This is a genomic window from Microcoleus sp. CAWBG58 (genome assembly GCF_020883045.1).
GTDB lineage: Bacteria > Cyanobacteriota > Cyanobacteriia > Cyanobacteriales > Microcoleaceae > Microcoleus.
Genome location: NZ_JAHRFA010000003.1, coordinates 117732 through 142396 on the forward strand (window position 1 = coordinate 117732; position 24665 = coordinate 142396).

15 protein-coding genes and 2 pseudogenes are annotated in these 24665 nt (G+C 44.4%); 8 read left to right on the forward strand and 9 right to left on the reverse strand.

Going from position 1 to position 24665, the window contains the following annotated elements; all coding sequences use genetic code 11:
• The first annotated feature begins 82 nt into the window (after positions 1–82).
• Complete coding sequence (locus tag QZ918_RS01905) at positions 83–319, forward strand: hypothetical protein (protein WP_293330401.1); 237 nt, start codon at positions 83–85, stop codon at positions 317–319.
• Between the two features lie 353 nt (positions 320–672).
• Here the strand turns inward: QZ918_RS01905 and QZ918_RS01910 are convergent, their stop codons facing one another.
• Entirely contained in the window at positions 673–2076 is a 1404-nt protein-coding gene (locus tag QZ918_RS01910) for a TldD/PmbA family protein (protein ID WP_293330460.1), read from the reverse strand.
• Positions 2077–2359: 283 nt separating this feature from the next.
• On the opposite strand from QZ918_RS01910, the gene QZ918_RS01915 reads away from it, so the two are divergent.
• Complete coding sequence (locus QZ918_RS01915; protein WP_293330402.1) at positions 2360–3949, forward strand: sensor histidine kinase; 1590 nt, start codon at positions 2360–2362, stop codon at positions 3947–3949.
• Between the two features lie 322 nt (positions 3950–4271).
• On the opposite strand, the gene QZ918_RS01920 is transcribed toward QZ918_RS01915, so the two are convergent.
• Positions 4272–6470 (reverse strand): ATP-binding protein, encoded by a 2199-nt coding sequence (locus tag QZ918_RS01920; RefSeq protein ID WP_293330404.1) that lies wholly within the window; start codon positions 6468–6470, stop codon positions 4272–4274.
• Positions 6471–6992: 522 nt separating this feature from the next.
• Here QZ918_RS01920 and QZ918_RS01925 point away from each other — a divergent pair.
• From QZ918_RS01925 to QZ918_RS01935, 3 genes are all read left to right on the forward strand, one after another.
• A complete protein-coding gene (locus QZ918_RS01925) occupies positions 6993–7121 on the forward strand; it encodes a hypothetical protein (protein WP_293330406.1) in 129 nt (42 codons plus the stop codon).
• A gap of 139 nt (positions 7122–7260) precedes the next feature.
• Positions 7261–8076, forward strand: a complete 816-nt coding sequence (locus QZ918_RS01930; RefSeq protein WP_293151744.1) for a hypothetical protein — start codon at positions 7261–7263, stop codon at positions 8074–8076.
• 495 nt (positions 8077–8571) lie between these two features.
• Positions 8572–9519 (forward strand): DUF1350 family protein, encoded by a 948-nt coding sequence (locus QZ918_RS01935; protein ID WP_293151741.1) that lies wholly within the window; start codon positions 8572–8574, stop codon positions 9517–9519.
• Positions 9520–9568: 49 nt separating this feature from the next.
• On the opposite strand, the gene QZ918_RS01940 is transcribed toward QZ918_RS01935, so the two are convergent.
• From QZ918_RS01940 to QZ918_RS01970, 7 genes and pseudogenes are all read right to left on the reverse strand, one after another.
• Complete coding sequence (locus QZ918_RS01940) at positions 9569–10840, reverse strand: hybrid sensor histidine kinase/response regulator (protein ID WP_293330408.1); 1272 nt, start codon at positions 10838–10840, stop codon at positions 9569–9571.
• A gap of 18 nt (positions 10841–10858) precedes the next feature.
• Entirely contained in the window at positions 10859–13651 is a 2793-nt protein-coding gene (locus QZ918_RS01945) for a hybrid sensor histidine kinase/response regulator (RefSeq protein ID WP_293330410.1), read from the reverse strand.
• A gap of 151 nt (positions 13652–13802) precedes the next feature.
• The gene (locus tag QZ918_RS01950) at positions 13803–16520 is read right to left on the reverse strand and encodes an ATP-binding protein (RefSeq protein ID WP_293330412.1); all 2718 of its coding nucleotides are present in this window, start codon (positions 16518–16520) and stop codon (positions 13803–13805) included.
• 334 nt (positions 16521–16854) lie between these two features.
• A pseudogene (locus QZ918_RS01955) lies at positions 16855–17121 on the reverse strand (ATP-binding protein); the annotation flags it as partial.
• 171 nt (positions 17122–17292) lie between these two features.
• On the reverse strand, positions 17293–18786 hold the full coding sequence (locus QZ918_RS01960; RefSeq protein ID WP_293151726.1) for a UDP-N-acetylmuramoyl-L-alanyl-D-glutamate--2,6-diaminopimelate ligase: 1494 nt from the start codon (positions 18784–18786) through the stop codon (positions 17293–17295).
• A 100-nt stretch (positions 18787–18886) separates the two neighbouring features.
• A pseudogene (gene iscB, locus QZ918_RS01965) lies at positions 18887–20161 on the reverse strand (RNA-guided endonuclease IscB).
• A 241-nt stretch (positions 20162–20402) separates the two neighbouring features.
• Positions 20403–20708, reverse strand: coding sequence for a glutaredoxin family protein (locus QZ918_RS01970; RefSeq protein WP_293151810.1), 306 nt, complete (start codon positions 20706–20708; stop codon positions 20403–20405).
• A gap of 215 nt (positions 20709–20923) precedes the next feature.
• On the opposite strand from QZ918_RS01970, the gene QZ918_RS01975 reads away from it, so the two are divergent.
• The 3 genes from QZ918_RS01975 (at position 20924) to QZ918_RS01985 (ending at position 24483) form a co-directional block, all read left to right on the forward strand.
• On the forward strand, positions 20924–21976 hold the full coding sequence (locus QZ918_RS01975; RefSeq protein WP_293330414.1) for an acyltransferase family protein: 1053 nt from the start codon (positions 20924–20926) through the stop codon (positions 21974–21976).
• 491 nt (positions 21977–22467) lie between these two features.
• On the forward strand, positions 22468–23751 hold the full coding sequence (locus QZ918_RS01980; RefSeq protein WP_293330416.1) for an ATP-dependent DNA ligase: 1284 nt from the start codon (positions 22468–22470) through the stop codon (positions 23749–23751).
• A 159-nt stretch (positions 23752–23910) separates the two neighbouring features.
• On the forward strand, positions 23911–24483 hold the full coding sequence (locus tag QZ918_RS01985) for a Uma2 family endonuclease (RefSeq protein WP_293330418.1): 573 nt from the start codon (positions 23911–23913) through the stop codon (positions 24481–24483).
• Positions 24484–24665 lie beyond the last annotated feature (182 nt).

Genomic DNA, 24665 nt, shown 5'->3' on the forward strand with positions numbered 1-24665 from the left:
AACGAAGAGTTAAACGCAATTACTTCCAGATTAGCTGAAGCGATGTTGGATCGGGGAACAAAAATCTCTGAAAAAAAATACAATGAATACTACCATCAAGTTAATTTGTTTGAGTACGCTATTAGGTAGCGCTTTTGTGATTCCTCAAAAAGCAGCAAACAGTTCAATTGCAGAACATCAGTTCAATAAATCGCAACAACTGCTATTAGCAGGTAAAGATGCCAAAAGCGATGCACAACGGTGTAGAACTTCGCCATCTCCGGGGTGTTCTCGCCGAGACTCGCACGCGATCGCAGAAACCAGACTTTTTGAGTCTTGAGACTTTCTCGACTGATGCTGATGCCGTCAGTCATCCAAATCAAAAATCAAAAATGGTACGATCGATTCATATGATGTCCGATCGATTGACCCCAATAAGCAAGGTTTGTAGTGCGGACTTCAGTCCGCTTTATGCTGCGGACTGAAGTCCGCACTACAATAAGTAAGGTTTGTAGTGCGGACTTCAGTCCGCTTTATGCTGCGGACTGAAGTCCGCACTACAAACGGTTTTTGTGATGGTAATCAACCAGACATGATATCACCCTAAAATTTCAGATTTGAGATCAAAAAAAAATAGGTAAAGCGCTAGTAGGAATCTGGCGCTTTACCTAGATATTCCACAGTTTAGAAGCTTTAGTCTTCCGCCGCTTCGCCACCAACCACGACATCCCGAATCCGCAAACTCGGGCCGCCGCAGCCCACGGGTAAACCGCTTTGTCCTCCCTTCCCGCAGCCGCCGGATTCATCCCAGTAGAAATCGTCGCCGATCGCCTCAATATCCGCTAAAGTGCTGAAAACATTACCCGAAAGAGTCACATCCCGCACCGGATTGTCCAGTTTGCCATCGCGAATCATCCAAGCTTCGCCGGCACTGAAAGTAAACATTTCGCCATTAGTCATGCCACCTTGCCAATTGCGTGCGTAAACACCCTCTTTGATCCCAGAAAATAAATCCGCAACCGGCGTATCGCCCCGTTCGATCCAAGTATTCGTCATGCGGACGATCGGCGGATAGTGATAATTTAAACAGCGAGCATTGCCCGTAGGCGTTTCTCCCAACTTACCCGCAGTTTCCCGCGAGTGCAGCCGCCCAACTAAAGCGCCGTCTTTAATTAACTGAGTCGTAGTCGCCGGAGTCCCTTCATCGTCATAGAAATAGCTGCCACGGTGTCCCTGTGGCGCAGCACCGTCGAAAATTTGCAAGTTTTTCGGGCCGAACTGGCGGCCGAGGGTCATAATTTCCAAAATGTCGGGATTTTCGTAGGCCATGTCAGCTTCTGAAAGATGTCCGAAGGCTTCGTGGACGAACAATCCGCTGAGTATTGGGTCAATGACGACGGTGTAGGTGTTGCCTTGGACGGGGGGCAAGGCTAGGGAGTCTACGGCGCGCTGGGCGGCACTGCGAACTTGGGTTTCAAGTTCGGTTAAATCTTCGTAAGCTTTCCGCGAACCAGTGGTTTCGCGGCCGGTTTGTACGGTTTCCCCGCTGCGGGCTGTGGCGGCAAAGCGCATTTCCATGTCTGCCCAACCTTGTTCGAGCATGGTGCCTTCGGAGGTGGCGAGGAGCGTGCGCTGGGTGCTGTCGCCGTAACGCACGGAGATGGTGGCGATGCGGGGGTCTATGCTCCGCAGGATGGCTGCGTAGCGATCGCACAATTGCTTTTTATCAATTAGCGGCACCAGACGGGGGTCTGTTCCTGTCAAAGGCAGGAAGCAAATGTCTTGTACTGGGGTGACAGGCGCGAGAATCGTTTCTTCTTCGCCGATCAGTTTGGCTGCGGCGATGGCTTCTTCGATTCTTTCGGCGAGGGTGGAAAGTCGGTTAAAACTGGCAAAGCCCCAGCCGCCTTTGTGACAAGCTCGGACTTGGCCTCCGATTGAGACTCCTTCGCTGAGGGTTTCAATTTTTTCGCCCCGCAGCAGGATGTCTGTGCCTTCGGCTTCTTCGAGTCGAATTGCTAGATAATCTACTTGGTTGCGGTAGCGTGCCATTAACTCTGACAACAGATTTTTCGAGTCGGCGATCGAGGTGGGCATAAGGAAAGCACGGTGTTTAACTGCTTTCATTTTGCACTTTTGCCAGGGCGATCGGGTGGGTTGGTCAAAAATATCGCCCGCAGCGCGGAGATTGCGACTTAATTTGTACGGTTCTGCCAATAACGATAGTTGACAAATGTAGATATCCTGTGAGTTAGGAGCAAAGCGCAAGAAATTATGCGGGATTTTTGGGTTCTGCTGGTGCTTGAATTTTTACTCCTGAACATTCCTATAAATAAATACTTCATCCTTCATACCTGGTGAAGGTGGGTTTATACCTACTGTGAATACTTACTTTTTACCGACAATCAGCGAGATTTTAGCCTCCGAGGCCTTAGAAAATGACCTCAGTCTGTTTGATGTGAAGTTGGCTGGAGAAAAAAACCGCCCGAAGTGTCCTGGGAGTCGTGCTGCTTCCCGGCCCAAAGCTGAACAGGAATGGTACGGCGCGATCGCAACTTTGAATCAAATGCTCGCGAAGCAAACACACTGTCTCTCGCCATCCTCCGTCCCCAATTCCTGTCAGGGATTGATTTTGTCGGGCCCATCTTCGGTTTTGACTGAGCCGGTGGTGGCTTCGGGTTTTGCTAATTGGATTTTTACCAGTATTCCTGACAACGATGCAGCTTTGTGGTCTTTTCGTGCTAGACAAACTTTAGCTTTGCTACCGGCCGCTGACAAGCAAAGATCCGTGCCTGCGACGGCCCCGACTTTGGCTTTGGCGATCGGCGATCCTTTGGCAAACGAACAATTTTGTGTGGTTTTAACGGCTAGTTTTAGTCTGGTGATGGTTTTGGGTGAAAATGCTGCGGGAATGCCAGCTTTTCTATTTTCCTTCGATCCGCAAGTCGTCGCCAAAGCTTGGGAAGTTTTGCGGCGCCGCGTGACTGAAAGTGAATGTTTGCTTGCTAATTCTGACGGCGGATTGAATTTGCCATCGCACCAATTAACTCCTAATTCTACTCACGATTCTACTCAGAAATTAGATGCGCTATTCCAGCATTTTTTGCCTGTTGCTCCCAAATATCAAACAGTCACGCTCTTCGCCAGCTTGTTGTTAAATAATTTGCCTGTTGGGAAAGAGGAAGCAGGCAGGCTCAAGGATGAAAGAGTTGAGGATAGCCCCAAAGGTAGGCAAGATATCAAGTGCAAGTCTGCAATTCCTCACGCTACTAAAGAGGTGGAGTTGCTACAGGCGATCGCCCACGAAGTCCGCACTCCTTTGGCCACCATCCGCACCCTGACTCGGTTGCTGCTGAAACGCCCCAAACTCGATCCAGTGGTGGTGAAGCGTTTGGAAACCATCGATGCTGAGTGTACCGCTCAGATCGATCGCTTCGGTTTAATTTTCCGCGCCGTAGAAATGGAAATGTCGCAAGCTAAAAATTCCGCATTGCAGCTAACAGCCATGTCCCTCGGTGAAGTGCTCCAAAATAGCATTCCTCGCTGGCAAAAACAAGCGATTCAGCGCAACCATACTTTAGAAGTTATTGTGCCCCAAAAATTGCCGGCGGTAGTCAGCGATCCGACGATGTTGGATCAGGTGTTAACTAATTTGATTGAAAATTTTACTCGAACTTTGCGATCGGGAAGTCGCATTCAGGTAGAGGTGACGTTGGCAGGAAGTCAATTAAAATTGCAGTTAGAATCGGAACACTTACCTGAAAGTAACGGCGTATCGACTTTTGCCGGATCGGCTAATGCTCCCTTGCGATCGATCGGGCCTTTGCTCATGGTACAGCCGGAAACAGGAAGTTTGAGCTTAAATTTGAGCGTCACTAAAAATCTATTTCGCGCTGCTGGCGGGAAGCTGGTAATTCGCCAGCGCCCCCAAAAAGGTGAGGTAATGACCGTATTTTTGCCGTTGCAATAGTTAGGGCTAGAACAATCCTAAATCATTTGTGGACTTCTTCTTACTCCTTCCCCTTAATAAGGGGAGGGTTGGGGTAGTTTTATTGTCGTCACACAAATTAGGTACGTAGTTGCGCTTCAGCGCTCTTTATAATATTAGGAAAGAGCGCTAAGATCGCAACTACGTACCTTAGCCCAAGCGCGAGCCGATCTTTGAGCGATACTTTTGGTAGTTTTATATATCCTATCCTGACAATAAAACCACCCTACTTAATAAGGGGAGGGTTGGGATGGGGTAAAAAATTTACGACTCCTGCAAGGATTGCTATAGAGCACAAGGCATTTCAAACAAGCGGTAGCACGATCGCAAATTCTGTTCCTTCTCCCAATACCGAATCACAAGTCAAACTTCCCCCGTGCATTTCTTCCACAATTTGTCTGCTGATTGATAAACCTAAACCAGTTCCTTTCCCAGCAGCTTTCGTTGTAAATAAATGCTCGAATATTTTTGACTTCACTGACTCTGACATTCCCTTGCCATTGTCTTTAATTGCGATCGTGACACAGCCAGTCTCCTCAGACAATTGAGTTTTAATAGCAATCATATTAGGATTTATTTTGATCTGAGCAAAACTCAAACCTTGATTAGTTTCTTCCAAGCTATCGATCGCATTTGCGAGCAGATTCATAAATACCTGATTTAATTGTCCCAAATGGCAAGTTACTGGTGGAATATTACCATAATCTTTAATAACTTGAATAGCCGGACGCTGACTGTTAGCTTTCAATCGATGCTGTAAAATAGTCAAAGTGCTGTCAATTCCGTCGTGAATATTGGTAGCAACTTTTGAGTTAGTATCGGCACGGGAAAAAGTTCTGAGAGATATACTGATGTTGTGGATGCGTTCGACTCCATTTTTCATAGATGAAAGCATTTGTGGCAAATCTTCTAAAATATAATCTAACTCAATTTGCTCTGCATCTTCCTCGATTTCTTGTCCAGGATTTGGCAACTTTTGCTGATAAAGTTTCAAGTGATTAATTAAATCTTGGGCGGCGATGATAGATTGGTCGAGATTCCCGCTAATAAACCCAACAGGATTGTTAATTTCATGGGCAACGCCTGCCACAAGATTGCCCAGAGCAGACATTTTTTCACTTTGAATCAGTTGCAGTTGAGCTGCTTGCAAGTCTTTCAAGTATTGTTCTAGCTGTTGGGATTTTTCTTGCTCTCGCAACAAGAGTTCAGCATTGTCTTGATTGGTTTTTTGCAAATTCATGAAAGCTGTTTGGAGTTGAGCAGCCATGCTATTGAACGTCCTTGCTAAAACTCCCAGCTCGTCTTTTCTGTTGGCAGCTAATGTTAATTCTAATTGACCATCTGCCAGAGCTGTAGCAGCATTTCCAATCTCAAGAATTGGTTGAGTAATCCAGCGAATTGTTAGGATACCAACAATTGTAGAGACTACTAAGGCTGACAGGCAGAGAATGATAGTAATGCGAGTATTAGCATATATTTTATCCATAAAACTTGATTGTGGAACTACGACAACAATCAGCCAATCTATACCTCGACTGTCAGAAAATGGAGTTACTTGCACAAATTGCCGATCGCCATTAATTTTAAAATCAAGTTGTTGGTTGCTTGAAATTCGATTAAACTCGTGAAAGCGTTCGCTCAAATGCTTGGCTGTCAAACTAATTATGGGTACTTTGCTGTCTCTTGCCTGAATTCGTTTAGAACTCTTGCCGTCAGCAGCGACGACAAAAGGTTGTTCAGTGGTGGAAGAAGCAATAATATATCCAGAGCGATCCACAATAAATGTTTGTCCCAATCGTCCAAATTTCACTTGTCTTAAAAACTCACTAATATCAGATAAAACTAAAGCAACTCCTAGAACTCCTACCAGTTTTCCTGACTTGTAAACTGGTAGACCGGCATCAATACTAATATTAGGAGTTGGAGCTACCCATACAGAAATTGGACTCCAGATAGCTTTGCCTTCCTTGGCTGCAACTTTGTACCAAGGTAGAGTCCGGGGATCGAAGTTAGGAGTAACTGACAGCAACTTGCCACGTTCGCCAGTATTATTGGTTTCATAATTATAAAATTTACCGCTAGCAGACTTTTCTACAATTCCCAGATTCAATGTGCGATCTGCCAATCTACCTGTCCCGATAAATTCTCCAAATTCATTACTATAATGAATGTAACTAACAGTATCAAATCTCTGCATTTGCTGCGAGAAGTAGCGTGCAAGTATTCCCCTGTCTTCTATATTTAAAATTCCGAGACTAATGGCATCTAAATTAATTTGATTGATTGTCTGAGGCTGTGCTAAAAAAGTGTTGAGATGCTGTTGAATGCGGGAAGTAACTTCGCTTCTTAGTTTGATTGCCACATCGTTAACGGCTTGTTGTCCGCTGTTAAAGGAGAGACAACCCACTATCGCTACTGTGCCGGCAATTTCTACAAGAAAAGGAACGAGCAGAGCGGTTCGGAGAGGAACTTGGCTGAAAATTCGGGAGAGAGGTAATACCATTTTAGATTTTAGATTTTAGATTTTAGATTTGGGAAAATGTTATCAATTTTTCATTCCCGCTCGATATTTTTCTAAATACTCATGTTAGCAATCTCCCGCCCGCTCAAACTCACTAGCCGATTTGATTTTTGTGGCAATATTTTTGTTCCAGTTTCAGAGGGTATTGTCGGAGACTTGCAGGATTTTACCAGCTTTTAGGCGGGGTGAAATAAGCTGTGGAGCATTTAAATCACTAACGGGGTAAGTAGGGTGCGTCAGCCATAATACTTACGCTTAAACGGGAAACTCTTTGGACTGACGCACCCTACAATCTGTTTTAAATGTTCAACAGCTTAGCGGGTCATTGTATTGATTTGGATGTTCTACGGCATTCTACTAATTTATTTAATGAATTTGATTGCTTTGAAGTTACAGTTCGCGATCGCAAAAGTAACGTATTTCTGTTATTGTTCGCGCTCGTCTCGAAATCTCAAAGCCTTGCCACACATTCATCCTGCGTGCAGGACTGACTTATTATAATCTATGGCAACTGCCAATACATCCGTTAAATCTAAATTGCTCGTTGCCAAAGTTCATTTTTCCTTGTGCCATAAAAACGATCGCCCTTTTAGCAAATTCTATATTCACTGTCAACCAGCACGGTTGAGCTAGCCCGATCGGGTTAGCTCAAATGAGTGTCACTCAAAAAAGTGACTGGTAACTAACTTGTACCCCCGGTTATCAATAGATATAGCGAGGGAAAAGCAAAAAACAAAACTTTTGTGCTCGTACAACTTACTTAGATAGACACATGGAAATTTCAACTTTTGAACTCTTGGCAAAGCCCATTGCACCTCCAGTACCCACAGCACCAGAACTCACTCCCGTACTTCGCCGAGTCGTTCAAGGATACTTTCTCACCATCTCTAATCTCGAAGCGATCGACTTGCGATATCGGATTGAGTTTGCCGTTAGTTTGCCCGTACCGCCAGATCCTAATAAAATCCCGATCGACGGCGTTAACGTTCGTTTAATTATTGACGTTGAAGGCGCTAACACCTCTTTATCTCTGACTCAGATCGGATCTAGTAACAGATATCGCGGGGTTTTCACAATACCTGCTGGCAAAACTGCATCTGTTGAATTGTTACCTCTTGTGCCAGCAGTGCTCACTCCGGGTAGCCTAGAAATACGGGGATATGTCTCGCTGTTTTTGCACGCCCGCCGCTTCTTTCCAGGCCCCGTACCTCCAACCAAACCAGCCAGAGTGTTGCTGAATCCAGAAATTCGGGGTACTTTTTTGCCGAATGATTTTCCAGGTGTGCTTGGGGATCTAGACTTCGATCAAATCAATTACACTCTGGCGATCGCTAGCGGAAAAGCATTGAATGTGCTTCCTCCGGCAATCTCTGGGCCAATTATTATCGATCCACCAATCATACTGCCGGTTTTGGAAGAGTTGCGCGATGGTAATTTGGATTTAGCTAGTTCAGACGCAGACAATTCAGAAAAAGCTCAAATGCTAGTACAACTTCTGGCTGAACTTGAACCAAATGAAGCCAATTTGAAGGCGCTAAATACCGTGATGAACAAGTTCGATATTCCCGTGAAAATGTCTCACTGCTAGAAAATAAGGGAATTATCCACCAATTCTATAGGGTGGGAAATACAGTTCATTTAATGCTGATATCCCCTAACCCCCCTTAAAAAGGGGGGGACAAGAAAGCTCTCAAAGTCCCCCGACCTAAGGGGGATTTAGGGGATCTCCGGGGCATAAATAGTCTTATCTGAACCGTATCGATCTATAGGGTGGGAAATACCTAAAATCTCTTGTATGTAGGTGTGCACGGCTGCATCTGGTGCAAGGCCAATATATCCGTAGGGGCGAAGCATGACCGCAATCAATATCGGATTATAACTAATAACTTATATCCGGTCATGCTTCGCCCTCTTTAAAAACCAGATGCACCTGGTGCACGCTGTCCTCACTACAAACGCTGCGGACTGAAGTCCTCACTACAAACGCTGCGGACTGAAGTCCTCACTACAAACGCTGTTTTTCTGAGGACTGAAGTCCTCACTACAAACGTTAAAAATATAAAATGGTATGAGGATTATTCGGATGCAACCAGTATTTAAGTTTCAGCCAATTTCTTTTAGTTGGGTAGCGCTTCACCCCCAGCCAAAAGGTGTCATTCAATTTATAGGAGGTACTTTTTTTGGCACTTTTCCTACTGTATTTTATCGAGATTTCTTAAAAAAGTTGTTTGCAGATGGGTATACAATTGTTGCTTTGCCGTTTAGGTTTAGTTTTCGCCACTGGCCGATCGCAATTAGTTTATTGCAAGAACAGGAGATACTTAGGAAAGAACTAACGGAAGTTGCGAAAAAATTGGGTTGGGAGTCGGATATTTATCAAGAGCGATCGAGCTATTTTTGGGTGGGTCACAGTTTGGGATGCAAGTACATCGCTCTTTTAGAGTTTTTAAGCGATGCAAATTGGCAAAATATTGCGAATCAATGTTATGGCCAAGATGAAAACCGACAGATTCAAAAGTTAATCTATAATAGCAGTATCGAGACACCTTCAATTAAAGGTCAACCCTCTTTATTAATTGCTCCCGATATCAGCAACACCGAGAGTGCAATTCCGATTCGAGCGCTCGCAGTGCTGTTAGACAAACTAGGTTTGGGAGTGCGGCCGACAAGAGCAGAAACTCAGTGTTTTATTGCTAGCAGTTCTTTGTTTAATTTAACTGCACTGATTTCGTTCGATCGAGATGACATAGCAGGCTCAGTTAGGGATATTGACAAAAGTTTGGAAGTACAAAAAAACAGCGATGTGCTGTGGTTGGTTGAACAGTTAAAAGCTAGAGATTTACCAGTTTTAACTCGGGAAATAGAAGGCACTCATTTATCCCCTATCGCTATCGAAACTGGCAATTATATTGTTGGTTTAAATCATTTTAATGCCTTCATCAAGCCGATTAAATACCGATTGCTTGAAGCTGAATGTGTTAAATTTTTAAGCGCTTTGAAGCTCAAGTCCGCACCCAAGGTCGATCGATAATATCACATCCGATCGCGCGATCGAGCGACTGGGCGCAATGTAATATTTTTTACACCGGAAGTTCGATCGCAAATTCTGTCCCTTCACCCACCGCAGAATGGCAGATTAACTTGCCGTTGTGGGTTTCTTCTACGATAGACTTAGCGATCGCCAATCCCAATCCCGTCCCCTTGCCAACCTCTTTCGTAGTAAACAGATGGTCGAATATCCGCGATTTTACTGAGTTTGGTATACCATAGCCGTTATCTTTGATACTAATTTTTACGGTGGAAAGGTCGATCGACCTGGAAGTAGAAATAATAATTCGCCCAGGATCGGCTTCTAATTCCTCATAGGTTCGCCCAACGCACGCTGCATCCAAAGCATCGATCGCATTGGCGAGAATATTCATAAACACCTGATTTAATTGTCCGGGAAAACAATTAATCTCTGGCACATCGCCGTAGTTAGCAATCACTTCAATGGCTGGACGCAGATTATTTGCCTTGAGGCGATGGCGCAAGATCAGCACAGTGCTGTCAATACCTTCAGCCAGGTTAAATTTCTGCTTTTTATCGCTGTCGGCGCGGGAAAAAGTGCGGAGGCTTTGACTAATAGATACGATGCGATCGCCCCCATCCTTCATGGATTTAACCAGTTTGGGCAAATCTTCCCGCAGATATTCTAGATCGATCGTGTTTAGAGATGCCTCAATTGTCGGGCCGGGTTCGGGGAACTGTTGGCGATATAGATCGATTAAATCAAATAGATCGTTAATGCTATCTTCCACAGCACTGACATTACCTACGACACAAGCAATGGGATTGTTAATTTCATGGGCAACGCCCGCCACCAGTTGTCCCAAAGTGGAGAGTTTTTCTTGGTGCACCAATTGCAATTGGGCTTTCTCCAACTCATCAGTACGTTGTGCCACTCGTTGTTCTAAGGTGTCGGCGAGTTGCTTTAGACGCCAGTGAACTTTCACCCTTGCTAATACTTCCTGGGGTTCAAAAGGTTTGGTAATGTAGTCCACCGCCCCCAAGGATAAGCCTTGGATTTTATTCTCCGTATCTGCCAAAGCCGTCATAAAAATTATGGGGATACCTTGAGTAGCGGGGTCTGCTTGGAGGCGGCGGCAGGCTTCAAAACCGTCCATTTTGGGCATTTGCACGTCGAGTAAAATTAGGTCTGGGTGAGCATAGGCCACCATAGCTAGGGCTTCTTCGCCATCCACTGCCATGCGAATTTTGTAGTTGGCGGATTTCAAGGTTTTGGAGAGGATAGACAAGTTGGTTGGATTGTCATCCACAATCAAAACAAAGGAACTGCTTGAGTTAATCATAGTTTCTAATGCTACACATTAAGCGAGATACTGCTGAATAAATGCCCGTAGTTGTTTGATCTCGCACGCCTCGGCCATCTGGATAAGTTCTCGGACAAAAGCGGCATTATCCCCATCGGAAATTTGCTGGGCGACTTCCATCACTTCCTCTAAATCGCCCATTTTGGCTAGTTGAGCAAGTTGGGTCAAAATGGCGCGAGATGGTGGCTTAATTTCTTGAGCTACATCAAGATCCCAAAGTTGCTCGTCTTTGGGAGCCTGATAAATCCACTCTAACTTTAAATACTTTTGCACTTGTTCTAGCAATATTTCAGCTTGAATGGGTTTGGGTAAAAAATCATTGCCGCCCGCTGTAATGCTATTGTGGCGATCGATCTCAAAGACACTAGCTGAAGAAACTAGCACGATGTGATGTTGTAGTTCTCTATGCGATCGCAATGAGTGCAAAAACTCAAACCCGTCCATGACTGGCATTGCCAAATCGGTAATAATCAAATCCGGTACAGTCTGTAAAACTTGCTGGAGTCCTTCTTGTCCGTTACTAGCTTCAATAATTGTAAAACCAATTGGTTCCAAAAGATTCAGCAATACCGAACGATTTTCCCAGCGGTCATCGATCAATAAAATTTTGCGTCGTTCTCCAGCATAGCCTACGATCGCCCCTTGTGACACAACTCTCGAATCCGCAGCCCAATCCCTAACTTCCGGCAATTGTACTTCAAAGGAAAAGGTGCTGCCTTTCCCGGAAATGCTCTCGACTTTAATTTCACTATCCATTAAGAAGACTATTTTGTGACTAATTGCTAGTCCTAGTCCGGTACCTTCGGATTGTTTTTTGGTATCACCTACCTGTTCAAACGGCTGGAATATCTTCTCTACTTGTTTGGGGGTCATGCCTACTCCGGTATCTGCGATCGCAAATCGAATTCGTGTATTTTTTCCCTCATTTACTGTATCACTTTTCTCTACTCTGAATGTCACTTGACCGCGCTCGGTAAATTTAATGGCATTGCCCAACAAGTTAATCAATACCTGCCGCAAACGCTTTTCATCGGCAAGGACTCCGACAGGTAAGTTGGCATCGGGAAGGAAATCGAAGGTAATGTCTTTTTGTTGAGCGCGAATAAAGTTGATTTCGACAATTCCCTGGAGAAAAGAAGGAAAATGGAAGGATCTGGGATTTATTTCTAGTTTCCCCGCTTCGATTTTAGAGAGGTCAAGGATATCGTTAATTAGGGTGAGCAGGTGGGAGCCGCACTGATAAATGATGTCAATGCCATTACGTCCTTTAGAGTTGATGGATTCGTTGCGTTGCAGAATCTGAGCGTAGCCGAGGATGCCGTTGAGCGGTGTGCGGAGTTCGTGGCTCATGTTGGCGAGAAATTCGCTTTTGGCGGCGTTGGCGTTGTCGGCTGATTCCTTTGCTTGTTGCAGTTCTACGGTACGTTCGGTAACGCGAGCTTCGAGGACTGTGAATGAGGTTTTGAGTTGCACTGCCATTTGGTTGAAAGATCGCCCTAACCCTTCCAATTCCTCGATGCCCTTTACTTCCACGGGGCGATCTAAGTCTCCTGCTGCGATCGCCTCGCTTGCTTTTTGGAGGCGGACAATCGGGCCAGTAATCCACCTAGATGTAAAAAATCCGATGATTGTTGCCAGGACTAGGGCGCCACAGCATAGAAGAATGGTCGATCGGGTATTAGCATTAATTTGCCCCATAAAGTCTGACTCTGGTATCGTCACCACAATCAGCCAATTCAGTCCATACGGATCTTTCCAAGGAGTGACTTGAGTAAAATAGCGCTGGTTGTTGTATTTGAATCTCAATTCGCGAGTTGTCTGAATGGATTGCAATCTGCCCGACTCTTGTTGAATTCGAGTGGCGATTGTTTGAATCAACGGCTCGGGAATGGTGAAGACTGTAAACCTTTCTACGGGATATTTGAGTTTGTTGAGAATCGGTTTTTTGCCAGAAGTTGCCACCATTCTACCATCCGGTTCAACGATAAAAACCTTCCCAGAGTGGCTAATTTTGAGACTCTTTAAAAATCTATTGATGTCGTTAAGCTGCAAATCACAGATTAAAGAAGCTAAAAATTTTCCATTCCGATCGAGGATCGGATAAATTGCTGGAACACTTATATAATCTGAGTAGTCTCCTACATTTTCACTTGCACCTCCAGCCTGTACTTCAGCACCAGTCTCAGACACTTGAATATTGTTAATTGTAACTCCCGAGATGTCTGCCCAGAAAGGTTTTTGGGCTCGGGTTGCTTTGATATACCTGTTTTCTTTGAGAATATCAAAGTCGTAGGTCTGAATCAGCTTGCCCCGGTTTCCTGAAACATCACTGGTGTAGTCTGATGCCTTGCCTCCGGGAAGGTTTTCATAGAGAGTAATATCTTTGGGATTTAAATAGCGCCCCGCCCCGATTTCTCTGCCATCTGGCAGGGCATAACCGAAATAGCTAATCGCGGGGAAGGCTTTTGATTGTCGCCAGAAATAGAGTTCGCTGGCTTTGGGGTTATTTAGGTCAAGTTGCCCGGTAGCGATCGCATCGGCTGTCACTTGCGTTAGTTGTTGCGGCAGGGCTAGATAGCTGTCTAACTGGTTATCTACTCGCTGAGTTGCGCTATCTATCAACTGATTTGCTAGGTCATTGACTGCTTGTTCACCGTTTCTAAAGGAAAAATAACCTACTAACCCAACCGCTGCAAAGATTTGGACGACGAATGGGACAACCAGAACTGCTTGTAGCGGTAAACGACGGATGAAATGGCGATCGCCTGATTTGTTTTCCGAGGAATACATATGAAAAGTTTTGAAAAAGTCAAGTAATATGATTTTTTTTTATATTAATATATTATACATTTTTTGACCGATGCAATGTAATCTCGATCACAAAATCACCAGTGCGATCGGATATTTCTCGACCGTCTACCAGAGTTTTTGCTCCTCGTCATTAAGCGAGATATTGCTGAATAAATGCCCGTAGTTGTTTGATCTCGCACGCCTCGACCATCTGGATAAGTTCTCGGACAAAAGCGGCATTATCCCCATCAGAAATTTGCTGGGCGACTTCCATCACTCCCTCTAAATCGCCCATTTTGGCTAGTTGAGCAAGTTGGGTTAAAATGGCGTGAGATGGCGGCTTAATTTCTTGAGCTACATCCAACTCCCAAAGTTGCTCGTCTTTGGGAGCCTGATAAATCCACTCTAACTTTAAATACTTTTGCACTTGTTCTAGCAATATTTCAGCTTGGATGGGTTTGGGTAAGAAATTATTGCCCCCCGCTTTAATGCTATTGAGGCGATCGCTCTCAAAGACACTCGCTGAAGAAACCAGCACAATGTGATGTTGTAGTTCTCTATGCGATCGCAATGAGTGCAAAAACTCAAACCCGTCCATGACTGGCATTGTTAAATCGGTAATAATCAAATCCGGTGCAGTCTGTAAAACTTGCTGGAGTCCTTCTTGTCCGTTACTAGCTTCAATAATTGTAAAACCAATTGGTTCCAAAAGATTCAGCAATACCGAACGATTTTCCCAGCGGTCATCGATCAATAAAATTTTGCGTCGTTTCCCAGCATAGCCTACGATCGCCCCTTGAGAAACAACTCTCGAATCCGCAGCCCAATCCTTCTCTTCGGGCAATTCTACTTCAAAGGAGAAGGTGCTACCTTCCCCGGAAATACTCTCGACTTTAATTTCACTACCCATCAAGGAGACAATTTTATGGCTAATTGCTAGTCCTAATCCAGTACCTTCGGATTGTTTTTTGATATCACCTACCTGTTCAAATGGCTGGAATATCTGCTCTAGTTGTTGCGGGGTAATTCCGACTCCGGTATCTTTTACTGAGAAACGGAGAGTGCAAAAATCCGGTCGATCCGTTTTTTCAACTCTCTCAACTAAGAAGGTCACGCTGCCTTGATTCGTGAATTTAATGGCATTACTCAACAGATTAATTAGTACCTGACGCAAACGCTTTTCATCCGCCAGGACTCCCATAGGTAAGTTATCATCTGGGAGAAAGTCGAAGGTAATTCCTTTTTGTTGCGCTCGAATACTGTTGATTTCTACAACGCTTTGGAGAAAGGAAGGAAAGTAGAAGGAGGCGGGATAGATTTCTAGTTTACCGGCTTCGATTTTAGAGAGGTCAAGGATATCGTTAATTAGGGTGAGAAGGTGCGAGCCGCACTGGTAGATGATGTTAACGCCGTTACTTCCTGTGGAGGTGAGGGGTTCGCTGCGTTGCAAGATTTGAGCGTAACCGAGGATGCCGTTAAGGGGTGTGCGGAGTTCGTGGCTCATATTGGCGAGAAATTCGCTTTTGGCGGCGTTGGCGTTGTCGGCTAATTCCTTTGCTTGTTGAAGCTCTACAGTACGTTCGGTAACGCGAGCTTCGAGGACTGTAAAGGATGTTTTGAGTTGCACTGCCATTTGGTTGAACGATCGCGCTAACCCTGCTAATTCTTTGATATCGTTAATTTCGACTGTGCGATCGAGTTCACCTGTGGCAATGGCTTCACTGGCTTGTTGCAATTTCATAATCGGATCGGCAATCCATTGGGAAGTATATATACCGAGAACGGTTGCCAAAACCAACGCACCCAAACAGAGGACAATTGTGGTGCGAGTGTTGGCATTGATTTGTGCCATGAAAGTTGATTCAGGGACTACAATGACGCCGATCCAATCGATACCTCGTTTGTCGTTAATAGTTGAAATTTGAATAAACTGACGTTGGTTTCCCAGCATAAAATCAAGCTGTTGACTTTCGGCAATGTTGTTAAAAGTGCCAAGTCGTTTGAGGATTGCTTGGGCTGTTTCACGCATTACATAATTTTCAGACTTGACGGCAGGAATTTGTTGTAATTCATTTTTTTTGCGATCTATAATATAAGGCTCTTCGATCGTGGAACTTGCAATCAGGTTGCCCGATCGATCGATGATAAACGTTTGTCCTGTTTGATTCACCTGTAGATTGTTGAGAAAGCTATGAATCTTGCTAATCCGAAAAATATTGTTTTGAACTCCTAATAAATTTCCATCGCTGTTGTATATCGGCTGGGTTAGAGCAATTGTCGCCTTCTTCGTCGTCTGGCCCAAGTAGGGCCCAGATGTCCAGATTGGTTTTCCGGCTTTCAGTGCAGCTAAATACCAGGATCGAGTCCGAGCGTCAAACATTGGTTGAGTTTCTATCAACCTAGTCCGTTGACCTCGATCGCCCAGACTGTAGATTTGACGCTGAGGCAGATTCGCTTTGTCACCAACCCGAGAAACGATGCCATCCTTTAATGTATCCTCTAAGGTAATACTTGTGCCATCAGTTAAAGCAATTTGCATGAATTCGACAGTATCTTGGCTGACCAACCGCCAAAAAGTCCGTTCTAGTTTGGTGACATCTGTTAAATCTAACCGCCCCTCTTGACCCGCGGCCACGATCGTTTGCCCTACAATATAAGGCTTGTCTAGATAAGCCAGGACTTGTAAATTGAGGCGATCGCTAATCTCTTGACGCAACTGACTGGAAACATCATTTACTGCTTGCTGTCCGTTACGCAGCGACAGATAACCAGTCAGTCCGACTGCGGCAAAGATTTGCAAGACAAACGGAACTACGAGTACAAGTCGTAAAGGTAGAGTTTTAGCGGGATGAGCCTTTGACTCGATCATGGTTAGTAGGTTTTAAATTTCAGATTGGAGATTTTGAGATTTTCCCAAAATTATGCAACAGTATTTGTCGGGTGCCCAGCTACGAACAATCTTTCAGATTTAATCTAGAATCTCATAGATTCGCACCTTACACGTTGGGCAGAATAAACTAAAACAACAATTATATTGTACCAAGCTTTTTTGTCAACGGTATTACTTACAGCATTGAATCTGGGATCTTGAAGTTTAGTCTTCAAATCCTGCGTTTACCGACATCGTACCCTGAGCTTTGCCACCAATGCTTCGATCGCTATCCCCTATTTTAAGTTTCGATCGCAAGCCATTTTATTAACTTTTATATATTGCCTTTAATTGGGATCGAGATTATAAACTCAGTACCTTCCCCTAGGGTGGAATTAACCTTGATACTACCTTGATGAGTTTCTTATACTATCTGTCGGGCGATCGCCAATCCCAATCTCGTCCCCTTGCCAACCTCTTTGGTAGTAAACAAGTGGTCTAATATCCGCAATTTCACTGACTCAGGTATACCAGGGTCGTTATCTTTGACCCGAATTACTACTGTTTGTAGGTCGATCGACCTGGAAGTACAAATCATAATTCGCGCAATTACTTTTTTTATTATTTTTGATCTAACTATTATAATCTAGTAATTATCCAATAATGCCAGTAAAAATACTTAAAAAAATCACAAAAATGATACCCAGTAAGCCGTTAATAGTTAACCAAATTTGGTTAACTATTAACACTAAGTGTAATGGGGTTAGTCGAATCAGTTCATTCTGGCTGTCAAGGCATCTCGTGCTTGTTCTCGATCGTCAAAATGGACTTTTTCGGTGCCTAAAATCTGATAATCTTCGTGTCCTTTGCCTGCAATCAGCACGCCATCTCCGGGTTTAGCGTCCATAATAGCAGTGCGAATGGCTGCGGCGCGATCGCACATCACGACCGGTTTTACCTCAGCGGGAATGCCTGCGAGCACATCTTCCAAAATGCGATCGGGATTTTCGGTACGCGGATTGTCGGAGGTAACAACGGCTAAGTCGGCTAACTCTGCCACGATTTTACCCATGATCGGGCGTTTCGTGCGATCGCGATCGCCACCGCAACCAAACACACAAATCATTTGACCGGGAATAAACGGCCGCGAAGCCTTCAACAAGTTCTCCAAACTATCGGGAGTGTGCGCGTAATCGACAATTACACTAATATCTTGATCGGAACTAATTTGCACCCGTTCCATCCGTCCCGGCACTCCCGAAAACAGAGCTAATTTCTCCACAATTGCGGACAAATCTAAACCCAATTCTAAAACCGCACCGACAGCAGCCAGCATATTGGATAAATTGAACTGACCGACTAAAGGCAAAACAAAAGCAGTTTCGCCCTTGGGAGTGTGCAGCATTCCCTTAACTCCATTGGGCTGATATTGCAAATCAAAAGCATACAAATCAGCAGTTTTGTCCGTAGTGCTGTAACTCCATACTTGCTCGGATTTGAGGCTTTCAACAATCCGCCGTCCGTAGGAGTCGTCAATATTAATTACAGCGCGATTTGTGAGATAATTTTGACTAAACAAAAGCGACTTTGCCTCAAAATAATCCTCCATATCGCGGTGATAATCGAGATGATCTTGAGTCAAGTTGGTAAACACAGCAACTTCAAAAGTACAGCCCAACACTCGCTGCTGTGCTAAAGCATGGGAACTGACTTCCATCACCCCGTGTTTGCATCCAGCAGTTACAGCTTCTGCTAGCTGTTTTTGCAAGTCGATCGCAAAAGGTGTAGTGTAAAGTGCAGTTTGTTGAAAACCCGGCCAGCGAGTGTAAAGCGTGCCGAAAATTGCTGCCGGCAACTGCATTTGATTGAGCAAAAATTCGATTAAATGAGTTGTTGTAGTTTTGCCGTTAGTCCCCGTAACGCCGACAAGTTTTAATTTGCTAGCAGGATTGCCGTAAAATGCGGTGGCTATTTGACCGCAAATTTGAGCCATGTCCGTTGCCACAATCACGCAGGTATCCCCGTCTTGGGGGGGTGTTTTCTCGGCGGCTGAAGTGGAAATTATGGCCGCAATTGCACCGCTGGCGATCGCACTTTGCCAAAAATCTCCGCCGTCTACCCGCGTCCCCGGCATTCCCAAAAACAAATCCCCCGCCTGACAAGCATGGGAATTAGTAGATAAACCCTTGACTTCGGCATCGAGAGCCCGATGTTGGGTGTCAAAGGAAATGCCAGGAAGTGTTGCTAATAATTCTCTCAATTTCATCTGAAAAACTCCTCATAAAAATCAATACGGGATGCGGGAAACTCAGAGACTTCAGTCCTGAGAGGAAAGCGACGCGAGGGACTTTCAGTCCCCGTCAGTCTTAAAATGCGTAACTGTAGCCATCTTTTCTGTGAACTATTTTGCAGTATTTATGGCTAATCCCTTGCACCAATCCTGATGCTGAGATATTGAACGAACCCGTCGTTCTAACCGCAACCCGACCAACATATTCACCTATTTTCTTGCCACTGGTAACGACTGATTTTACAATGTCACCAGTTTGAAAACCTTTAACAAACTTGTTTTGAGGAACGTACCGAGATGGAAAGCCAAACCTGTCTGTGCGACACATTTGACGAGTTCCGTGTCCAGTTGCTTTGATTAGCAGTGGTTTGTTTGTTAACACCTCTAGCGATTCAATTTGACCGATCGCCCGTGCAGCATCAAGCCAATGAGTTTTAGGTAATTGTAGTCTAGTACGATTGAACTTAGTCAGTCCCCCCGAACCAGTCACAACAGGCAACCCCGTTTCTCTCAGTCGAGAGAACAGCGCCCATCGGGTCGAATTCACGGCAGCAGCGTCTTTAAGTGGACGTTTGGCTTGTGCAATAATCTGTTTCAAAATGTCAGGTTTCTTGGCTAAGAATTGCTCAATATTTTGAGTACCTTTCGTGTGGTTGCATTTCTCGCAAGCAAGGCAGAGATTAGAAATTCGACTGCTTCCACCCTTAGCTTTTGGATGAATGTGCTCAACTTGCAAAGGTACATTTTGAATGTTGCACTAAGTGCATTTTCGGTTCCATTTGTTAAGCAAATATTGCCGAACTTCGTAACCCTGTAGTTCGCCTTACTGATATTCAATACCTGAGATTTCAGGATTCTCTAATTGTTGCAAGTCAAATCTGACCAGCTCTTGAACAATTAAGTCGATAGGTACCAGTCTGCGTAATTTGTTGACCCAAGTCAAGGTTGTTTCTACGCGATGCTGCAAAGATGGTGCTAACCAACCTTTTTTGCGGGTGCGGTTTAAAAACCTTGCTTGGCGGTAGCGAGTATGACGGTTTCGCCTTCCTCGACGCAGTGAACGACGAGAATCAAGACTTGCTTTGATAGCTTGACCGCGATGGGTTAGTTCAGCTCCAAAAATAACTTTTTCGCCTTGCAGTAAAGCGATGCCAGTAGTCTTAGAACCTGGATCTAACTTGAGACTAATTGATTCAACAGTTCCTGTTACCGCTTTTTTGAGAATAATGGTACACGGGAATCTTCTGAAAACAGCCGCTTTACCAGCGATTAATAACTTACGAGCCATTGATGGCTTGCAAGGTGTGAGTGGTTTCTTGTTTGCATCAAGTACGAAAATAAAATTGGACATTTTTGTGTCCTTCCACTTGCGTGTAATGTTAGCTTCGCCAATGTTATAAGAGCTTGTTAGACCTGCAATACTGCCTCAGTGACTTTAAGACTGTTTAATTGCAGATGACAGAGCAAGGAACTAGCGAGAGCATTCGCTTGGTGTCGTGACTCAAATAACGTAGCCTGTTAAGACCTAGGCCCGTCAGCACAGCTTGCAATTTCTTACAAGCTCAGTCTATGAGAGAGCTGAGTTACTGACATTATTCTGATCGATCGATTTGCAAATATTTCTGTAACATTTGCTCCAATTGTGGAACTGTACAGCGGGGAGAAGGACGAGGTAATTGTTCTGCGGGGGAAAATGCAGCATCGCCACCAGAACTTTTTTCTTGGGACTCCACTTTAAACAAAACTGGCACTTCGTACTGGTAAGCTTGAAACCAGTCATCACGTTCGGTAATGTCTCGTACTTCCAATTGAAACTTGAGGCTTTCAATCTGTTCGAGTTTTTCTTGCAACCCTTCGCACAAGTGGCATCCGGGTTTGCTGTACAAAATCAATCGCATCATCAGAGTACAATTAAACTTGATGTTAAATTCTCGAAAGTGCAAAAAGTGCGATCGGAAGTTGGCGAACCAGACTTCGCAAAAAGCCAGCCCCGGCATGATTGACCTCAACGCACGATCGAGGCTATCTTAGCATTGGTGGCGAACCGATTACTACAATTTGCCATCTCAATACAAATGCCAGCCGATCGAACCCTACACTTTTTCTGTAAAAAATGCAAATTACGCCGGAAATATCTTGCCGAATTAAATTATTGCGTCTGCCTCTAATCGTTGGGATTGTTACTATTCACTCGTCCATCAATTCTGTGGGATATGCTGACAAATTTTTCCAGACGTTGGTTGCCGGGACTTGGGGCGGTTCTTGCGTGGCTTTTTTGTTCATGCTTTCAGGCTTCCTGTTTTTCAGGAATTTTAATTTATCGCTGAATTCTTACAAGGAAAAGCTCCAATCTCGGTTTTGGACTCTCCTGGTTCCCTATTTGTTTTGGAACTTGGCTTTATTGACACTCGTGTTAATTGTGATCAACGTACCGGCAACGAGTGGAATTATCCAAGGGCATTACAAAAAATATATTGGAGACTACAGTTTTGCCAACTTTATAGATTGTTTGACCGGATATAAAAGCCTTTATCCGATCGCATTTCATTTCTGGTACGTCCGGGATTTGATGGCGATGGTGATTCTATCTCCGGTATTTTTGCTGATTGCTAGAAAGATACCTTATCTAGGTATAGCTTTGTTTGCCACGCCTTGGTTGCTGGATTTTCAAATTGGTTTTAGCATCCAGTGGTTGGGGCCGTTGTTCTTTTATTTAGGATGTCTGATTGCTGTTCAAAAATTGGATCTAACTTGGCTCGACCGACAAAGAAGTGCGATTATCGGTATATACTTAGGGATGGCTCTTGTGCTGGCAATAACCCAAACAGCCGACATTAAAACTTTCCAACACCAGTTAGAATGCTGCACGAGAGTAATGGGTACGGCGGCGATTTGGTGCGCTTCAGATTTGGTGTCGGGAAAGCTAGAAAAAGCCTGTTTTAAATTTTCGGGTTTGGCATTTTTTGTTTATGCTATTCACGAACCGACCGTAACAGTTTTTAAGGAAGTTTTTAACAAGTTGTCAAAGCCTTCCAATTCGATAACTGTGATTGTATACTATTTATTGACAATCATTCTGGCAACTTTGATAACGCTGGCGGTGGGGAGTTTTTTACAAAGGTATACGCCTAAGTTCTTTCAAACGATCACAGGTGCAAGGGGATAATTCAGTTGACAGTTGACCTGGGACAGTTGACCTGGGACAGCGTTAATCAGTTGACCTGGGACAGTTGACCTGGGACAGCGTTAATCAGTTGACCTGGGACAGCGTTAATCAGTTGACAGTTGATAGTTGATAGCGTTAATCAGTTGACAGTTGACAGTTGACCTGGGACAGCGTTAATCAGTTGACAGCGTTAATCAGTTGACAGCGTTAATCAGTTGACCTGGGACAGCGTTAATCAGTTGACAGCGTTAATCAGTTGACAGCATTAATCAGTTGACAGTTGTAGGGAAGCGCCCGTGAGAGTTCTATACAGTTGACAGCGAACTCTCCTTTGTAGGGATAAATGATATCAAATGCGGTAATCTCCTCCTTATTTATATCTCTATTTTCTCCCTCTGTGTCCTCTGTGTTCTCTGCGGTTAAATCATTCCCTTGACTAATGAATCAAGTTTAGGTATAGTGTACAAATAACCGTACCAAAAGGAGGAATTATGGACTGTACCGAATACGCAGAAGCTAAGCGAAAATCAGCCAAAAAAATTAGCGCCGATATTCGAGAACGTTGGAACAATCGCATTGTCACGCGGGGATTGCACTTAATGGGTGAAGCGGGGGCGGTGCAGTATTTAGCTGATTACGGGCGGGGAATTGGTACGGCAAAAGTTATTAGTTTTGCACTGTGTGCGGAGTCGGAAGGATACCCGGAAGTTGCGATCGGCTTTTGGAAAAGAGCGTTTGAATTGGAAACCGGAGAAAAGCCGACTAAAAACACTCCAAACAACTCTACCACCAATGCTGCTCCTGCGGCAAAATCAAAGGCTGCTGCCAAAGTTGAGAAAGTTGAGACTGTCAACAATCCGATTGTCCCGGAATTACCTCCGCACTTGCAGCCGGGAAGGATTGTGACGATGCAGCCGGTTGACGCGCCCAGCGAACGTTCTTATTACATCGAAAATGCCGATTATTGGGGACAGCCAAAACGCGATGGCAATCGAGTGGTGGTGGTGGCGACGCCAGATAAAGTATACTACCAATCGCGATCGACAAACCTGCGACAACAAGCGTCAATTGCGATCGATCGCACTTTAACCGACACAGCAGCTAAAATTGGCATCTTTGTTTTAGATGGCGAACTGTATTACAAAAGCTGTACGGGCAGCGAACACCGCACGGGCGCCCAAGCTGCTACAGTTAATATTGAAAGGGGTTTTCCGACAACCCAGCCAACGGCAGTTTATGCCATTTTTAAAGCTTTGTTTTTCAAAGGAAATGACCTGACAAAAACCGCCGAATCTGAAAGAATTGCCGCCGGAGTTGAAGTTGGCGAAATGCTAGTGAGTTTATCTACGGAATTTGAAATTGTACCGACATCTCGCACCGCAGGCGAAAAACTTTTACTGGCGCAGCAGCAGGAAGTTGAAAACAGAGAAGGCGAAGTTTGGGTTTTGCACAACAGCCTCTATGTCGGCGGCAAAGATGTTAAGAAATTTCCGATGGTGAGGACTAAATACTGTCAGGAATACGACTTATTTATTGTCGGGCTGACTCCGACAAAAGTGGCGGGGCGGCCGTTTAGTGCGATCGAAGTTGCACAAGAAATCAATGGCAAGTTAGTACCGATCGGAACAGTGGGAACGGGCTTCAGCAGCGGGGAAATGCTAGAAATTGCCCGACTCTACGAGGCTAACCCTCGCGGAGTCAAAATCAAAGTGCGATCGCAAGGATTGACAGAAAGTGGCAAACTGTGGCACGCCCGATTTTTGGAGGTTTGTTGAAATAACACGGCGGTTGAAACCGCGTCTATACAAACGATGTCTGCCTCCGCAAACTTAAGAAAATAACATAATTTTAGCCGTCCGGTATTCAATCATGTCATAGCCGTATCTATGAATTTCAACAAATATTATCGCACAAAATCAGGCGAGGACAAATCAATGGTTATCAGCAAAAACAATTTCTATATTTCACCAGAAGAATACCTAGAAGGCGAACGAGTAAGTCCCATCAAACACGAATACAGACGCGGACACGTTTATGCAATGACGGGGGCAAAAAACCCTCACACTATTATTTCTAGTAATCTAATTCGCCTGTTGGGAAATCATCTTCTGAATACGCCATGCTTAGTTCTTACCTGTGATGTCAAAGTCAGACTGGAAGAGGCAAATTGCTATTATTATCCTGACGTGGCGGTAACTTGCGACGAAAGAGATACAAGTTCAACCGAAGACTTCATTCTCTATTCATCTCTAATTATTGAGGTGCTATCTCCTTCAACTGCATCTTTTGACAGAGGCGATAAATTTGCCGATTACCAAACTGCATCGAGCTTGCAAGAATACGTACTCATTACTCAATCCGAAATCAAAATAGAATGTTTTAGACTCAACGCTGAGGGCAATTGGGTTTCTCAGATTTACCGACAAGGAGATGAGTTAGAATTAACGAGTATAAATTTTCCCTGCCCGATTGCCCAAATTTATCAAAAAGTTCCAGGTATTATATGATGAAATATGAAAGCAGATCCTCTGTACTTTACAAAAATCTTAAACCTGGTTCGTAGTGAGGACTTTAGTCCTTCTTCAGAATCCAAAGAAGGACTGAAGTCCTCACTACGAACCTAAATTAAGTCCTCACCTTGAAAAGTATAAACTTTCCCTGCCCGATTGCCCAAATTTATCAAAAAGTT